The 15,291-nt window shown below is 70.0% G+C and carries 14 protein-coding genes; 7 read left to right on the forward strand and 7 right to left on the reverse strand.

All coding sequences use genetic code 11. From position 1 onward, the window contains the following. Positions 1-50: 50 nt before the first annotated feature. From ald to B7Z76_RS03505, 5 genes are read left to right on the forward strand one after another with little or no spacing between them, the layout of a single operon-like run. Complete coding sequence (gene ald, locus B7Z76_RS03485; protein ID WP_291342180.1) at positions 51-1,166, forward strand: alanine dehydrogenase; 1,116 nt, start codon at positions 51-53, stop codon at positions 1,164-1,166. A gap of 2 nt (positions 1,167-1,168) precedes the next feature. Beyond that, a complete protein-coding gene (locus B7Z76_RS03490; RefSeq protein WP_291342182.1) occupies positions 1,169-1,804 on the forward strand; it encodes a cupin domain-containing protein in 636 nt (211 codons plus the stop codon). Positions 1,805-1,857: 53 nt separating this feature from the next. After that, positions 1,858-2,001, forward strand: a complete 144-nt coding sequence (locus tag B7Z76_RS03495) for a hypothetical protein (protein ID WP_291342184.1) — start codon at positions 1,858-1,860, stop codon at positions 1,999-2,001. A gap of 56 nt (positions 2,002-2,057) precedes the next feature. Next, the gene (locus B7Z76_RS03500) at positions 2,058-3,434 is read left to right on the forward strand and encodes an aspartate aminotransferase family protein (protein ID WP_291342186.1); all 1,377 of its coding nucleotides are present in this window, start codon (positions 2,058-2,060) and stop codon (positions 3,432-3,434) included. A 1-nt stretch (position 3,435) separates the two neighbouring features. Next, complete coding sequence (locus B7Z76_RS03505; RefSeq protein ID WP_174504407.1) at positions 3,436-4,797, forward strand: glutamine synthetase family protein; 1,362 nt, start codon at positions 3,436-3,438, stop codon at positions 4,795-4,797. 121 nt (positions 4,798-4,918) lie between these two features. Here the strand turns inward: B7Z76_RS03505 and B7Z76_RS03510 are convergent, their stop codons facing one another. Beyond that, a complete protein-coding gene (locus B7Z76_RS03510; protein WP_291342188.1) occupies positions 4,919-6,928 on the reverse strand; it encodes a sigma-54-dependent Fis family transcriptional regulator in 2,010 nt (669 codons plus the stop codon). Beyond that, positions 6,921-7,397, reverse strand: coding sequence for a hypothetical protein (locus tag B7Z76_RS03515; protein WP_291342189.1), 477 nt, complete (start codon positions 7,395-7,397; stop codon positions 6,921-6,923). The genes B7Z76_RS03510 and B7Z76_RS03515 overlap by 8 nt, the downstream gene beginning before the upstream one ends. A gap of 319 nt (positions 7,398-7,716) precedes the next feature. Between B7Z76_RS03515 and B7Z76_RS03520 the strand changes: the two genes are divergently transcribed. Next, positions 7,717-8,070 carry a DUF167 domain-containing protein gene (locus B7Z76_RS03520; protein ID WP_291342191.1) on the forward strand — a complete coding sequence of 118 codons (354 nt, stop codon included), beginning with the start codon at positions 7,717-7,719 and terminating at the stop codon, positions 8,068-8,070. A gap of 37 nt (positions 8,071-8,107) precedes the next feature. Here the strand turns inward: B7Z76_RS03520 and B7Z76_RS03525 are convergent, their stop codons facing one another. The 3 genes from B7Z76_RS03525 to B7Z76_RS03535 all read right to left on the reverse strand — a co-directional run bounded on the left by B7Z76_RS03525 (position 8,108) and on the right by B7Z76_RS03535 (position 10,144). Beyond that, on the reverse strand, positions 8,108-8,749 hold the full coding sequence (locus B7Z76_RS03525; RefSeq protein ID WP_291342193.1) for a DUF2064 domain-containing protein: 642 nt from the start codon (positions 8,747-8,749) through the stop codon (positions 8,108-8,110). A gap of 170 nt (positions 8,750-8,919) precedes the next feature. Further along, positions 8,920-9,606 (reverse strand): septal ring lytic transglycosylase RlpA family protein, encoded by a 687-nt coding sequence (locus tag B7Z76_RS03530; protein WP_291342195.1) that lies wholly within the window; start codon positions 9,604-9,606, stop codon positions 8,920-8,922. 70 nt (positions 9,607-9,676) lie between these two features. After that, entirely contained in the window at positions 9,677-10,144 is a 468-nt protein-coding gene (locus B7Z76_RS03535; RefSeq protein ID WP_291342197.1) for a DUF488 family protein, read from the reverse strand. A 373-nt stretch (positions 10,145-10,517) separates the two neighbouring features. Between B7Z76_RS03535 and B7Z76_RS03540 the strand changes: the two genes are divergently transcribed. Then, positions 10,518-13,793 (forward strand): EAL domain-containing protein, encoded by a 3,276-nt coding sequence (locus B7Z76_RS03540; RefSeq protein ID WP_291342198.1) that lies wholly within the window; start codon positions 10,518-10,520, stop codon positions 13,791-13,793. A gap of 58 nt (positions 13,794-13,851) precedes the next feature. Here the strand turns inward: B7Z76_RS03540 and rnhA are convergent, their stop codons facing one another. Together rnhA and B7Z76_RS03550 are read right to left on the reverse strand one after the other, a co-directional pair. Next, positions 13,852-14,319 (reverse strand): ribonuclease HI, encoded by a 468-nt coding sequence (gene rnhA, locus B7Z76_RS03545; RefSeq protein WP_174504931.1) that lies wholly within the window; start codon positions 14,317-14,319, stop codon positions 13,852-13,854. 7 nt (positions 14,320-14,326) lie between these two features. Next, on the reverse strand, positions 14,327-15,286 hold the full coding sequence (locus B7Z76_RS03550; protein WP_174504413.1) for a homoserine kinase: 960 nt from the start codon (positions 15,284-15,286) through the stop codon (positions 14,327-14,329). Between the last annotated feature and the right edge of the window lie 5 nt (positions 15,287-15,291).

A 15,291-nucleotide genomic window follows, 5' to 3' on the forward strand; every position in this document is an offset into this window, starting at 1 on the left:
TAGGGTGTGATGATTATTCTAAACACCACCGTCGCGAAAGGATCCTGCCCATGCTGATCGGCGTTCCGCGGGAGATCAAGAACAACGAATTCCGGGTCGGCCTCACGCCCGCTTCGGTGCGCGAGCTGCACGCAAACGGCCATCGCGTCCTGGTCGAGACCGGCGCCGGCGAGGGAATCGGCATGGACGATGCGGCCTATGTCCGCGCCGGCGCCGCCATCGCCCCGGATGCCGCCACCGTGTTCGCCGAAGCCGAGATGATCGTGAAGGTGAAGGAGCCGCAGCCCGTCGAATGCCGCCGCCTGCGCCCCGGCCAGATCCTCTTCACCTATCTCCACCTCGCCCCCGATCCCGAACAGGCGAAGCTGCTGATGGAGTCCGGCGCCATCGCCATCGCCTATGAAACCGTGACCGACGCGCAGGGCCGCCTGCCGCTGCTGGCGCCGATGAGCGAGGTCGCCGGCCGCATGGCGGTGCAGGTCGGCGCGGTCTCGTTGCAGAAGGCCGCCGGCGGGTTCGGCGTCCTGCTCGCCGGCGTGCCCGGCGTGCCGCCCGCCCATGTGGTGGTGCTCGGCGGCGGCGTGGTCGGCACCAACGCCGCCCGCATCGCCCTCGGCATGGGGGCCGATGTCACCATCCTCGACAAGTCGATCGCCCGCCTCGCCCAGCTCGACGATCTCTACGGCCCGCGACTGAAAACGATGTTCTCGACCACCGAGGCGCTGGAGCAGATGATCTTCAACGCCGATCTCGTCATCGGCGCGGTCCTCGTCCCCGGCGCCTCGGCGCCGAAACTGGTCACCCGCGACATGCTCGGCCACATGCGCCGCGGCGCCGTGCTGGTCGATGTCGCGATCGACCAGGGCGGCTGCTTCGAGACCAGCAAGCCCACCACGCATGACAACCCGACCTATATGGTCGACGGCGTCGTGCATTACTGCGTCGCCAACATGCCCGGCGCCGTGCCCCGCACCTCGACCTTCGCCCTCGCCCAGGCGACGCTGCCCTACACGCTGCGCCTCGCCGGGCAGGGCTGGCGCGAGGCGCTGCGCGCCGATCCGCATCTGCGCGCCGGGCTCAACGTCGCCGAGGGGCGGATCGTCCACCCGGCCGTCGCCGCCGCCCTCGGCCACGAGGTGCTGCCGGTCGAGCGGGTTCTCGCCTGAGCATGGACGCCGACGCGCCGTCCCCGCCCGAACCGGCGTCCCTCTCCGCGCCCGCCGCCGATGCTGACGCCGGGGCCGATGCTGACGCCGATGCCGGCGTCGGCGCCCGGCTGCGGCGGATGCGCCAGGTCTTCGGCCTCACCCAGCGCGAACTGGCCCGCCGCGCCGGTGTCACCAACGGCGCCATCTCGCTGATCGAGCAGGGCCGGGTCAGCCCGTCGATCTCCTCGCTGAAGAAAATCCTCGACGGCATCCCGATGTCGCTGGCCGAGTTCTTCACCCTCGACCTCGCCGCCCCGGAAGACGTGTTCTTCACCGCCGCCGAGCTGACCGAAATCGCCTTCGGCGAGCGGATCTCCTTCCGCATGGTCGGCCGCCGGCTGAAGGACCGCGCGCTGCAGATGCTGCACGAACACTACGCCCCCGGCGCCGATACCGGCGAGGCGATGCTCCGCCACGAGGGCGAGGAAGCGGGTGTGATCGTCAGCGGCCGCCTCCTCGTCACCGTGGGCGACCAGGAGCGCACCCTCGGCGCCGGCGATGCCTATTATTTCCACAGCCGCATCCCGCATCGCTTCCGCAACCCGTTCGACGCGCCCTGCGAAGTGATCAGCGCCAACACGCCGCCGAGCTTCTGACCCGGCACATTCCGGTTGAACCGCGCGGCCGGAGCCGATACTCTCGATCGGTGATGTTTTGCTCCGGTCCACCAGCGCCGGCTCCGTCCCGCCCTGGCGCGCGGCGCCAGCCCGTCTCGCCCCGCGCCGGCCTCGACCTGCATGCCGAGATGCTGCGCCTGTGCGCCCGCATCGGCTTCAGCCCGCCCCGTTCCTGATCGCTGCCGAGCCGCGGCCCAGGCCGCACCCCCCGCACGACACAACGGAGACATTCATGCCCGACCAGCCCCTCGCCCTCGACTGGCAGCACGCCGATGCCGCCCACCACCTCCACCCCTTCTCCGACCACAAATCCCTCCACGAGGGCCGCGTGCGGATCATCACCGAAGGCGACGGCGTCTGGCTGACCGACGATCAGGGCAACCGCATCCTCGATGCGATGGCCGGCCTCTGGTGCGTCGCCGCCGGCTATGGCCGCGCCGAACTGGTCGAGGCCGCGGCGGCGCAGATGCGCGCGCTGCCCTTCTACAACACCTTCTTCAAGACCTCGACGCGCCCGGTCATCGCCCTGGCCGAGCGCCTCGCCGCGATGGCGCCGGGCGATCTCAACCACGCCTTCTTCGCCTGCTCCGGCTCCGAAGCGGTCGATACCGCGCTGCGCATGGCCCGCACCTACTGGATCACCCGCGGCAAGCCCGCCAAGCGCATCATCATCGGCCGCGACTACGGCTATCACGGCTCCACCACGCTCGGCGCTGCCGCCGGCGGGATGAAGGACATGCACCGCCAGGGCGCCGCACTGCCCGATTTCGTCCATATCATGCCGCCTTACTGGTATGGCCGCGGCAGCCAGATGGACCCGGCCGAATTCGGCCTGCACGCCGCTCGCGCGCTGGAAGCGAAAATCGCCGAACTCGGGGCCGACAACATCGCCGCCTTCATCGGCGAGCCGATCCAAGGCGCCGGCGGCGTCATCATCCCGCCCGCGACCTACTGGCCGGAAATCCAGCGCATCTGCCGCGAGAACGACATCCTGCTGATCGCCGACGAGGTGATCTGCGGCTTCGGCCGCACCGGCCGGATGTTCGGCTGCGAGACCTTCGGCATCCAGCCCGACATGATGACCCTCGCCAAGGCCATCACCTCCGGCTACGCGCCGCTCTCCGCCGTCATGGTGGGCGACCGCGTGGCCGATGTGCTGATCAACGAAACCGGCGAATTCTATCACGGCTTCACCTATTCGGGTCATCCGGTCTCCTGCGCCGTCGCCCTCGCCAATCTCGACATCATCGCCCGCGAGCGCCTGCCCGAGCGCGCCGCCGCCAGCGGCGAGATCCTGCGCGCGAAGCTGCACGACGCGCTGGCCGACCTGCCGATCGTCGGCGAGATCCGCGGCGTCGGCCTGATCGGCGCGATCGAGCTGACCGCCGACCGCCGCACCCGCCGCTTCTTCGAGAAAACCGGCCGCGTCGGCACGATCTGCCGCGACCATTGCTTCGCCAACGGCCTGGTGATGCGCGCGGTGCGCGACACGATGGTCTTCTCCCCGCCGCTGATCATCAGCGACGCGGAAATCGACGACATGGTCGCCCGCGCCCGCCGCGCCATCACCGCGACGATGGACGAGGTCCGCGCCGAGATGGCGGCCTGAGATGGACGCGATGGCCGCCCCCGACGATCCGCGCGCGCTGCTCGCCGATTGCGAGCTGATCGAGGCGTTCATCATCGATGTGAACGGCGTGCCCCGCGGCAAATGGCTCCAGCGCGACCGGGCGGAGGCGCTCTTCGCCGGCGGCGTCGCCCTGCCGCGCTCGGCCTACCTGCTCGACATCTGGGGGCGGGACATCGTCGAGGGCGGCATCGCCTTCGACACCGGCGACCCCGACGGCGTCTGCCTCGCCGTGCCGCACAGCGTCGCCATCATGCCCTGGGCCGAGGGCCGCGCCGCGCAGGCGCTGCTGACCATGCAGGAGCCGGACGGCTCGCTGTTCTACGCCGATCCGCGCGGTGTGCTCTCCCGCGTGATCGACCGTCTCGCCGCGCGCGGCCTGACCGCGGCGGTCGGCGTCGAGCTCGAATTCTACCTGCTCGATCCCAACCGCACCGGCGGCCAGCGCGTCGCCCCGCGCGGTGCCGATGAAAGCCACTGGCGCGGCTGGCAGACCGATACGCTGGGGCTCTGGGAAATCCACGACTACGAGCCCGTGCTGCGCGACCTGCTGCGCGCGGCGGACGCCCAGTCGATCGCGCTCGACACGTTGATCAGCGAGAACGGACCCGGCCAGTTCGAGGTGACGCTGCACTACGCGGCGGATGCGCTGCGCATCGCCGACGACGCGGTGCTGTTCAAGCGCGCGGTCAAGCAGATCGCCCGCAAGCACGGCCTCGCCGCGACCTTCATGGCCAAGCCCTTCGGCAACTGGGCCGGCAGTGGCATGCACGCCCATCTCTCGCTGCTCGACCGCGCCGGGCGCAACGTCTTCACCGGCGATGCCGCGCGCCCCGCCCCGCTGCTCTACCACGCGCTCGGCGGCCTCGTCGCCGCGATGCCGGAGACGATGCTGACCTTCGCGCCCCACGCCAATTCCTACCGCCGCTTCGCCCCCGGCACCCATGCGCCGGTCTTTGGCGACTGGGGGCACGACAACCGCATGTCCTCGATCCGGGTGATCAACGCCGACCCCGCCGCCGCCCGCATCGAGCATCGCGTCGCCGGGGCCGACAGCAACCCCTATCTCGTCCTCGCCGCCCTGCTCGGCGCGATGGAGCAGGGGATCGCGGAGGGAACCGATCCCGGCGCGGAAACAAGCGGCGACCGTGTGGCCTCCACCGCGCCGCGCCTGCCGATCGCCTGGAGCCAGGCCACCGAGCGCTTCGCCGGCTCCGCCCATGCCCGCGCCATCTTCGGCGAGGCCTTCCAGTCCATCTTCGCCGCCTGCAAGCGCCAGGAAATCGCCGAATTCCGCCGCCGCATCTCCGATGTCGAATACGACGCCTACCTGAAAAACGCGTAGAGCACTTTCCGATCCTTTCGGATCGGATGTAGTGCTCTACCATACTGATAAACCGAGCATCTTTATCCGATCAGATGACTCGATCTGATCGGAACGTGCTCTAGGCGCGCGCGCCGCGCGGTCAGACGAAGCCGCGGCGGATGCCGAACTGGTCGAGCTTGCGATACAGGGTCGGCCGCGAAATCCCGAGCCGCTGCGCCGCCCGGCTCAGATTGCCGTTCTCCGCCCGCAGCATGTTGCAGATCGCCAGCCGCTCGGCCTCGCCGATGCTGGCCGGCGCCGCCATCTCCGCCGCCGCCTCGTCGCGAAGCGGCGCATCGCGGAACTCCGCCGGCAGGTCGGCGCGCCGCACATGCCCGTCATGGCGCAGGATATGCAGCTTCTCCATCAGGTTGCGAAGCTGGCGCACATTGCCCGGCCAGGAATGCTCGCGCAGCGCCTCAAGCGCATCCGCATCGAATTCAAGCGGCGCCGCGCGCAACCGCCCGGCGATGCGATGGTTGAAATGCTCGACCAGCAGCAGGATGTCCTCGCCGCGCGCGCGCAGCGGCGGCACCTCGATCGTCACCGTGCTGATCCGGTAGAACAGGTCGCGCCGGAACCGCCCGGCCTCGACCTCGCGGCGCAGGTCGCGATTGGTCGAGGCGACGAGCCGCACCTCCACCGGCCGCGTCCGGCTGTCCCCCAGCCGCCGCACCACCCGCTCCTCCAGCACCCGCAGCAGGAAGGGCTGGATCTCGATCGGCATCTCGCCGATCTCGTCGAGGCAGAGCGTGCCGCCATGCGCCAGCTCGAACACGCCTGGCTTGCCCTCGCGGCTCGCGCCGGTGAAAGCGCCCGGCACGTGGCCGAACAACTCGCTGCCGAACAGCTCGCGGGTGATGCCGCCGCAGTTGAGGGTCACGAACGGGCTGCCCGGCGTCCGCCGGCTGCCCTCATGGATCAGCCTTGCGAACAGTTCCTTGCCGACCCCGGTTTCCCCCTCGATCAGCGCCGAGGTCACATCCGGCGTCGCCGCCACCCGGCGGGCGATCTCGACCGCGTGGCGCAGTGCCGTGCTGTCGCCGACGATCCGCAGCGCGCCATCCTCGCCAGCCTGCGTCGCCCCCGTTGCTGTTATCCTTGCTGGCGTTATCCCCGCTGGCGTCGCCCCTGCGGCCATCGGGCGCGCGGCGCGCTCGGGAAACACCAGCGCCGCGCCGCGGATGCCATTCTCCGCCTGCAGCGAGCTGACATGGCAGCGCCCGAGTGCGGCAGGCAGATCGCCGTCCCCGGCCTGCCCGGCGAGGAAGCGTTCGAGCCGCCGCTCCGCGGTCTCCGCCGTCGCATCGGTGCGGAAGGCGTGCAGCGTGCTCTCCGCGACATTGTGGCAATAGACCGGCCGGCCGCGGTGATCGACGATCAGCAACCCGTCGCTGCGCCGGTAATCCGTCGCCGAGGAGATGAACGCCTCCAGCAGCCGGGCGCGTTCCTCGTTGCGCTGCTCGGCCAGCGCCTTCTCGATTTCCTGCGCCGCGGCGACGACGAGGCCGATATTGTGCGGCCTGAAAATGTCCGGATGGCCGGAGAGGTCGACCACGCCGATGATGCTGTTGTCGAACGGATCGCGGATCGGCGCGCCGGCGCAGGTCCAGCTCTTGATTCCGGCGCAGAAATGCTCGGCCGCATGCACGAAAACGGGCGCGCCCGCCCAGAGCGCGGTGCCGATCCCGTTGGTGCCGACGACATCCTCGGTCCAGGTTCCGCCGATCGCGAGATTGATGTCCATGCCCTCATGCAGGGTGCGGCGATCGCCCATCGCCTCGAGCAGCACGCCATCGCCATCGGCCAGCACGAGCATCGCGCCGGTCCCCTCCAGCAGCCGCCCGATCGTCCCGAAGCTGCGCCGCGCCGCCCGCGTCAGGTCGCGGTTGCGCTCGATCAGCGCCTCCACCTCGCGGTTCAGCGGCGCCTCGCTCTGCCGCGCGTCGATCCCGCACGAGGCGCAGCGCGACCATGAATCCCCGATCAGCGAGCGGACGCTGAAGCCCCGCGCGCAATGCGGCTCGCCGGCGAGCAGCCGCTCCCATGCCTCCATCGTCGCCCGCTCGTCATAAGCGGCCATTCCCGGCGCCGCCAGGCTGTCACTCAATGCCGAGCCGAACGCCGACCTCGCCGGCCAGTTCGTCCTCCCCCTGCTCCGGGTCGAGCCGCATTCCGTCCAGATCGGCGAGGCTCTCGACGATCTCCGGCGCCGCCGGCGCGATGAAGCCGTTCGCGGCACTCGCCAGCACGAACACCTCTTCGCCGCCGCGCCGCACCACATTGCCCACATGATGAAGCTGGTAGCCGCTATTGCCATCGACGATGCAGACCCGGCCATTGACGCTGATCCGCACCGCCGGCGCCGCCACCTCCGCCTCGGGCCGGCTTGCCAAGCCGGTGCTGATGATCAGGCCGCGCGCCTGCGGTGCCGGCTTCGGCGCCTTGCGTGCCGAATAGCCGCCTGCCGTGATGTGATCGGCAATGCGCGTGATCGTCGCCCGGTTTTCCTGCAACACCTTGCGGATCCGCGCATCTTCCGGGCGCGGGCCGTCGCGTTTGGTGTAGATGTTGACCATGGTTCCTCCCAAAAAGAATCCTCAGGTCGCTGCATCGGCGTCGATGGTTCTGCGGATCGTCCACCATCTCCCATGCCGACAGGTTCAGTTATGCTGGATGACGGATGAATTGGTGGTAGCCAGATGCCGCAAGTTGTGAAAACAAGTAACGGATCGAATTTTTGTTGATATTTCCTCAAGTTTTTCCACGCATCCGTAACCTTGCCGCGCAGGTGCCGCCCTCTCGCTGTTCCGATTCGGCGCAGTTCTTGCGGCACTGCAAAATGCGCATCAGGACACGCAGCTGCATTTATAACGCCGCGATCGCCTGTCACCGCCGATGACACCGTCCCCGCCGCCGCCTTTCTGGTCGGACAGTGCGGCCGGCCTGCTGGTCGCGCTGAAGGTGCAGCCGGGCGCCCGCCGCCCGCGTTTCGGCCCGGTCGTCGAGGCCCCGCCCGCGCCGGGCTGGCCACCAGCGCGCCTGCGCGTCGCCGTCGCGGCACCGCCGCAGGAAGGCCGCGCCAACGAGGCGGTGCTGAAGGCCCTGGCCGAAGGTCTCGGGCTCAGCCCGTCCCGGCTCGCCCTGCGCGCCGGCGCCCAGGCGCGCGACAAGCTGGTGCTGGCCGCAGGCCTCAGCGCCGCCGATCTCGCGCCCCGCCTCGCCGCACTCGGTCAGCAAAACGAAGCGTAAAGTTAGGGCATCATCCGGTCCCCCCGGATCCGCGATCTCAGGCTCGCGTCCCGAAGCGGGCAGGCGAGGGGATCGCGGTGTCCGCATCGGCCAGCGTCCGCAGCATCGCCACGCGATGATGCCGGAAATTGCGCAGCGTGTCGGCGAGCGTGTCCTCGCTCGACCACCTGACCCCGCCGAACGGATCGGCCGGCCGCCTGCCGGAAAGGCCGATCAGCCAATACCCGCCATCGACCGCCGGGCCGAACACCGCCTGCGCGCCGCGCAACGCGTGCGCCGCCCGGCGCAGATCCTCCCGCGCGATGCCCGGAATATCGCTGCCGATGATGATCACCGGCCGCCGCCTGTAGTGCCGGAACACCCGTCCCATCCGCGCCCCGAGATCGCCGCGCCCCTGGCCAATGCGCTTTGGGCCAATGCGCTTTGGGCCAATGCGCTCTTGGCCAATGTCCTCTGGGCCAATGCGCCCGAAGCCGCGCATTGCGAACCGCGCGTGATGATCCGGCGTGAGCGCGACGATGCGCTCGAACCCGCGCAGCAAGCGCAGTTCCGCGAGCAGCCGCGCCAGCTCGCCGCGCGCGAAGCGCAGGGCGGCGCGATCGCCGATCCGCCGCGCCAGCCGCCGCTTGCCGACGCCAAGGCGCGGCACCCGTGCGAACACGACGACAACCGGCGTCATCGCCCGCCCTCCGGCAGCATCATCAGCGCCCGCGCCTTGGCCCGGCGCCGGGTCCGGCCTGTTCGCTCTCGCACGGCATCCGCATCTCCCGCATGGTTCGCATCGCTTTCGTCGGGAGCGCGTTGCAGGTTACGCGCGCATCGTCCAGCGGAGTTCCCCGCCGCGCCGGCTCAGCGGGTCACGTCGGCAGGACCGACCCGGCGCATGATCTGCCGGCTCGTCAGCACCGCGTGGTGGATTTCCGCCGGAGTCACGAGGGCGGCGCCCGCCCCGAGCCGCACCTTGCCATCCGGCTCGGGGATCGCGATCGGCTCGACCAGCACTCTCGCCACCCCCTCCCGCATCATCCCTAGCCGCACCGCGACGGCGGGGCTGACATCCAGCATCCGGCTCGGGACGAAGGGGCCACGATCGTCGACGGTGATGGTGGCGCTGGCGCCATTGGTAAGGTTGACCACCCGCGCCACGGTGCCGAGCGGCAGCGTCTTGCTGGCGGCAACGGCGGCTCTGGGGTTGAACCGCTGGCCGTCGGCGGTCCTGCGCCCGCGCAGGCGCGCGGCATAGAACGACGCCCGGCCGACCTCGCTGCGGCCGGTCAAATCCGTCGGCGGGTGCCGCACCGCCGCCACCGCGATCGGCTTCATCGCCTGCAACCGCGCCGCCTCCGCGAGCCCATGTAGTGCCGCGGGCGCCGCCGGCCGGGGCGGCGGCGGCGGCGGCAGGGCAAGCCCGGTCACCGGATGCAGCCCGGCGCACGAGACCAGCCCGAAACTGCACAGCACGACGAGCCCGAGGCGCATCGCCCCGCCCGCATGCCGTATCCTCGCCGCCCGGGCGCATCCTTTCGGTGTGTCCATGATCCAGATGGATGGCTGCCATGCGTGGCAGAATTAAGGCAATCGTCACGAATTCGTATCAATCCATGTCTCATGGTGACGGGGTGGAGCCGTGCACGCTGAGATGCCTGATCCGGAATCCATAGCGCGCGGCCAGCATCTCGCCCACGCGCAGCCGGTGGCACTGGCAGGCCGAGGCCTCGTAGCAGAGCAGGCAGGAGGGCGAAGCCGCCGCCCAGGCCGCCGCTTCGGCAAGGGCGAAATCGGCCTCCGGCGTCGCCAGCCGCGCCTCGACGATCCGCCAGAACGTGTCCCATTGCCGCCGCCGGTTGGCTTCCCGTCCCTCGGCCGGCGTGCCCAGCGCCTTGAGATGCCGATACCCGATCCCGGCCTCCGCCAGCCCCGCGGCGAGGCTGCGCTTGGAAAACCCCGCGCGGCGCGACAGCGGCAGGTCCCGCACGTCGATCACCTGGCGTATCCCCGCATCGCGCAGGCACCGCACGAACGCGTCGAACCCGCAGGCCTCGTAGCCGATCGTCGCGATCTCGCCTGTCGCCATGGGCCGATCATAGTCCAGACCCCGCCATACGGGCGAAAAAAAACCCCCGGACATTTCCGGGGGCCAAGTCGATGGGTCGAACTTCGGAACAGGGAACATCTCCGTCCTATCCGGCGGCGCCGTTCCGGCCGGTGGCGGCGACGTTGCTTTTACGTCAGGTTTTGCCCTGTTTGACGTTGATTTTTATACAAATTTGTTTACAAAAGAGTATTAGTTTGAAACAACAACACATATCGCGACAAAACGTCGAAATTTCTCTGGTTGAGGCGGGAGGCCCGGGTGACATTGTCCTGCTTCCGATACGGGCCTGACGATGTGATGTTTCCGTCTCGCCAGAGGCGGCACGCGCCAAACCACGCCGGAGCAAGACCGTTTGTCCCGCACTGAGCCTCATCCACTCCTGCGAGACACGACGGCGCGCCACGAGCGCGGCGCCGCGCCATCCGACTCCTCGTTCCACCGCATCGCCCGGCTGGCGGCGCACGGGCTCGACCTCCCGGCGGCGCTCGTCTTCCTGGTCGAGGGCAGGGCGCTGCGGCTCGCCGCCGTCTATGGCACCAGCCTCGCCCGGCTGCCTCGCGGCAGCGCGATCCTCGATGCCGCCTGCCGCGAAGCCGGCGGGCTGGTCCTGCCCGATGCCTGCGCGGAGCCGCGCTTCGCCGACGATCCGCTGGTCACCGGCCCGCCGCATGTCCGCTTTTTCGCCGCCGCCTGCCTCACTTTGCCCGACAGCCAGCCGATCGGCGCCGTCTGCGTCTTCTCGCCCTTGCCATCCCCCGCTTTCGCGAAGCGCGTCCGGTTGTTCCTGGCCGACCTCGCCGAGGCGGCGAGCGGCGAGCTCGAACACCGCCGGACCACCTTCCGCCAGACCCGCATCGCCGCCGACCTCGCCTACTGGAACCGCCTGTCCGAGGAGATCGCCGCCGCCGCCGGGTTCGACGAGGCGGTCGACCGCGCGCTGGCCCGCTGCGCCGAGCGCACCGGCGCCTCGCTCTGCTTCCTCGCCGGCTATCACCCGACCTACCGGCTGATCGAATACATCACCGCCCATGTCAGCCCCGACAGCGGGCTGCGCGGCTTCGACATGACCCGCTGGCCCGGCGGCCACGCCGTCGACGATGTCAGTTTCGGCGCTGGCCTCGCCGAAGACCGCATCATCGATTCCGGCCCGCTGCGCGACCTCGCCGACCTCCATGACTACGTCCATCTCAAGGCCCTGTTCCGCGCCGGGGTTCGCCGCCAGCTCGCCTATCCTTTCGACCTCGCCGACAGCCGCTTCGGCCTCGTGCTCGATTTCGAAACCCCCGCCATCCCCGAGAATACCGGCCGCCTGGTACAGGATTTCCTCGCCCGGCTGGCGCCGCTGCTGATGGGAAGGCTGCGCGAGGATGCGCTCGAACGTGCCAACCGCACCCTGCGCACCATCCACGCCACCACCGAGGCCTTCGCCGGCCTCGCCACCGCCGAGGCGCTCTACGCCGCCCTCTGCTCCCTCGCCGTCGAAACCGGCGGCTACGACACGTGCTGGATCGGCCTCGCCGGCAACGAGCCCGGCCGGCCGATCCGCGTCGCCGCGTGCGCCGGCAAGGGCGTCGCCTATGTCGAGCAGCTCCGCCTCTCCTGGGGCGACACGCCGGAGGGCCAGGGGCCGGCCGGCACCGCCATCCGCGAGGGCCGGATTTCCCGCTGGCGCGACATCGCGGTCGATCCGCGCTTCGAGCCCTGGCGCGCCCAGGCGCACGAGGCCGGCTTCCGCGCCTGCATGGCGCTCCCGATCGGCCTGCCCGCCATCCCGGCACCCGCGGTCTTCACCCTCTATTCCTCCAACCCGATGGCTTTCGGCGAGGAGGAACAGGCTCTGCTGGTCGAGCTGACCGCCAACCTGACCAAGGCGCTGCGCGATGTCGCGACCCGGCAGGAGCGTGACGCCGCACTCACCGCCCGCTCGATGAGCGAGCGGCGCATCGAATGGCTGCTCGCGGCGAGCGGCACGGTGCTCTACACCCTGTCCCTCCAGGAAAACGCCGCCCTGCCGCTCGAGATCAGCCGCAACATCATCGACCTGCTCGGCTACGCGCCCGAAGAGGTCAGCGGGCCGGACTGGTGGCCCCGCCACGTCCATCCCGACGACCTGCCACGGGCCGGGCAGGGCGTCGCCCTTGCCATCGCCGCCGGGCACCACATCCACCGCTATCGCATCCGCCACCGCGATGGCGGGTTCCGCTGGATTCGCGACGAGCTGACCCTGCAGCGCGACGCCGACGGAAGTCCCTCCGCCATCGCCGGTGTGTGGATCGACATCACCGAACATCACGAGGCTGAGGAACAGATCTACCGCCTCGCCCATCTCGATCCGCTGACCGAGCTGCCCAATCGCCGCCTGCTCAACGAGCGCCTCGGCGCCGCCCTCGACGCGGCGCGGCGGGACGGCAGCCATGGCGCCCTGCTGTTCATCGATCTCGACCGGTTCAAGACGATCAACGACATGCTCGGCCACAGCGCCGGCGATGCGGCGCTGGGCGAAACCGCCCGCCGCCTGCGCCTCGCCATCCGCGCAACCGACACCATCGCGCGGATCGGCGGCGATGAATTCGTCGTCGTCCTCGCCCCGTCCGAGGCCTCCGCCGAGGCCGCCTCCGCCCACGCCACCGCGCTCGGCCACGCCCTGATCGAAACGGTGACGAGCCGCCCCATCTCGATCGGCGGGCGGCACTATCATCTCGGCGCCAGCATTGGCGTCACCCTGTTCCCGAAACCGGCGGACACGATCGACACGCTGATCCGCGAGGCGGATACCGCGATGTACCGGGCCAAGTCCGGCGATGGCGACGTGGTGATGTTCCGCCCGCAAATGTACCAGTCGATCCTCGACCGCCACGCCGTCGAGGACGACATCCGGAGCGCCCTGAAGGACGAGCGTTTCGAGATCTGGCTGCAGGAGCAGGTCGATGCCGCCGGCGCGCCGGCCGGGGTCGAGGCCCTGCTCCGCCTGCGCGGGCGCGACGGCCGGCTCACCCCGCCCGACCGCTTCGTCGGCGTCGCCGAATCCTCCGGCCTGATCGTCCCGCTCGGCCGCTGGCTGCTGGGCGAAACCTGCCGGCTGATGGCCCGCATCGGCGCCGACCGACCGGACTGGCGCATGTCGGTCAATGTCAGCCCGCGGCAGTTCCGCGATCCCGCCTTCGTCGCCGATGTTCTGGCCGCACTCGATCAGGAAGGTGTTTCCCCGGCACAGCTGACGCTCGAGATCACCGAGAACCTGCTGATCCGCGACCCCGAGGAGGTCGCCCGGATCATGGACACGCTGGCCGCGCGCGGCGTGCGCTTCTCGGTCGATGATTTCGGCACCGGCTATTCGAGCCTGCTCTACCTGCGGCGCCTGCCCATCCACGAGCTCAAGATCGACCGCGGCTTCATCTCCCAGGTGCCGCACGATGCCTCCGCCGTCGCCATCGTCGAGGCGATCCTCGCCATGGCCCGCCAGCTCGATCTTGATATCGTCGCCGAGGGCGTGGAGACCGCGGCGCATGTCGATTTCCTGCGCGCCCGCGGGCCGATGCGGATGCAGGGATATTTCTTCGCCGCCCCCCGCCCGGCCGCCGCCTGGCTCGCCGCCGCCCCCGCCGCCCCGCCTGCCGCGCCGATCTAGAGAATTATCCGGTCAGATGGGATCATCCGATCGGGTAAAGATGCTCTGGTCAGGCGCCTCACGGCTCCGCCGGCGCGCGGAGCATCGCCTCGCGCGCCGCGGTCGCGAGCTGGTCGACCCTCTCGTTCATCGGATCGCCGGCATGCCCGCGCACCCAGATCCACTCGATCTCGTGCGGCTTCGCGGCGGCGAGCACGCGCTGCCAGAGTTCGTAATTCGCCACCGGATCGCCCTGCGCGTTGCGCCAGTTCCGCCGCACCCAGCCGGTATGCCAGCGGGTGATGCCGTTGCGCAGATACTCGCTGTCGGTGTGCAGCTTCACCCGGCAGGGGCGCTTCAGCGCCTCCAGCGCGGCGGCGGCGGCGGTCAGCTCCATGCGGTTGTTGGTGGTCTCGCGCGCGGCGCCTGAAATCTCCCGCTCCGCCGCCCCGAAGCGCAGCACCGCCGCCCAGCCGCCGGCACCCGGATTGGGCTTGCAGCCGCCATCGGTCCAGATCTCGACCAGCCCCTCCGGCCCGGCCGTCATCGCCGGCTCAGACCCCATAATCCGCCGCCGATCCCGCCTGGAGGTGAAAGCGCAGCCGGCGGTAATAATCGAGCGGGTCCTTCCGCGTCACCAGCGCATCCTCCGGCGTGTTGATCCAGTCATAGAGCCGGGTGAGCAGGAAGCGGATTGCCGCCCCCCGGCACAGCACCGGCAGCGCCTCGGTCTCGGCGGCCGAAAGCGGGCGCACCGCCTGGTAGCCGCGCAGCAGCGCGCGGGATTTCGTGATGTTGAAGCTGAAATCCGGCTCGAAGCACCAGGCGTTGAGGCACACCGCGATGTCGTAGGCGTAAAGATCGGTCGCGGCGAAATAGAAATCGATCAGCCCCGAGATCGCGTGGTCGAGGAAGAACACGTTGTCGGGGAACAGGTCGGCATGGATATGGCCGCGCGGCAGATCCGCCGGCCAGGCGGCGAGGGTGGCCTCCAGTGCCGTGCGAACCTCCCCGGTCAGGCCCGGCAGCACCGCATCGCCGCTGTCGCCGCAGCGCCCGAGCAGCGGCGCCCAGCCCTGCGGGCCGAGCGCGTTCGCGCGGGTGGCCGCGTAATCCTCGCCGGCCAGATGCATCCGCGCCATCGCCGCGCCGAGCGGGCCGCAATGCGCAACCGTCGGCCGCCGCGGCCAGACGCCGGGCAGGAAGGTGGTGATCGAAGCGATCCGCCCGGCCAGCGGGTTGAGATTGGCGCCGTCGCGCGCGCGCACCGGCAGCGGGCAGGGCAGGGACTTCGCCGCCAGGTGCTCCATCAGCCCGAGAAACCACGGCAGCTCCGCCGGATCGACCCGCCGCTCGTAGAGCGTGAGGATGAAGTCGCCCGCCGTGGTCCGCAGCGAATAATTGCTGTTCTCGACCCCCTCGGCGATGCCGCGGAACGCGACTACGCGGCCGATATCATAGCCTTCGAGGAACGCGGCCAGCGCGTCGTCGGTCACTTCGGTATAGACTGCCATGAGTT

This window comes from Acidiphilium sp. 20-67-58 (assembly GCF_002255515.1).
Classification (GTDB): Bacteria; Pseudomonadota; Alphaproteobacteria; order Acetobacterales; family Acetobacteraceae; genus Acidiphilium.

Bases quoted from the DNA above. Each gene is read 5' to 3' on its own strand.
- ald (WP_291342180.1), top strand. From the start codon at position 51: ATGCTGATCGGCGTTCCGCGGGAGATCAAGAACAACGAATTCCGGGTC.
- B7Z76_RS03520 (WP_291342191.1), top strand. From the start codon at position 7,717: ATGACACCGTCCCCGCCGCCGCCTTTCTGGTCGGACAGTGCGGCCGGC.
- B7Z76_RS03495 (WP_291342184.1), top strand. From the start codon at position 1,858: ATGTTTTGCTCCGGTCCACCAGCGCCGGCTCCGTCCCGCCCTGGCGCG.
- rnhA (WP_174504931.1), bottom strand. From the start codon at position 14,319: ATGACGGCCGGGCCGGAGGGGCTGGTCGAGATCTGGACCGATGGCGGC.
- B7Z76_RS03525 (WP_291342193.1), bottom strand. From the start codon at position 8,749: ATGACGCCGGTTGTCGTCGTGTTCGCACGGGTGCCGCGCCTTGGCGTC.
- B7Z76_RS03550 (WP_174504413.1), bottom strand. From the start codon at position 15,286: ATGGCAGTCTATACCGAAGTGACCGACGACGCGCTGGCCGCGTTCCTC.
- B7Z76_RS03505 (WP_174504407.1), top strand. From the start codon at position 3,436: ATGGACGCGATGGCCGCCCCCGACGATCCGCGCGCGCTGCTCGCCGAT.
- B7Z76_RS03490 (WP_291342182.1), top strand. From the start codon at position 1,169: ATGGACGCCGACGCGCCGTCCCCGCCCGAACCGGCGTCCCTCTCCGCG.
- B7Z76_RS03500 (WP_291342186.1), top strand. From the start codon at position 2,058: ATGCCCGACCAGCCCCTCGCCCTCGACTGGCAGCACGCCGATGCCGCC.
- B7Z76_RS03535 (WP_291342197.1), bottom strand. From the start codon at position 10,144: ATGGCGACAGGCGAGATCGCGACGATCGGCTACGAGGCCTGCGGGTTC.
- B7Z76_RS03530 (WP_291342195.1), bottom strand. From the start codon at position 9,606: ATGGACACACCGAAAGGATGCGCCCGGGCGGCGAGGATACGGCATGCG.
- B7Z76_RS03515 (WP_291342189.1), bottom strand. From the start codon at position 7,397: ATGGTCAACATCTACACCAAACGCGACGGCCCGCGCCCGGAAGATGCG.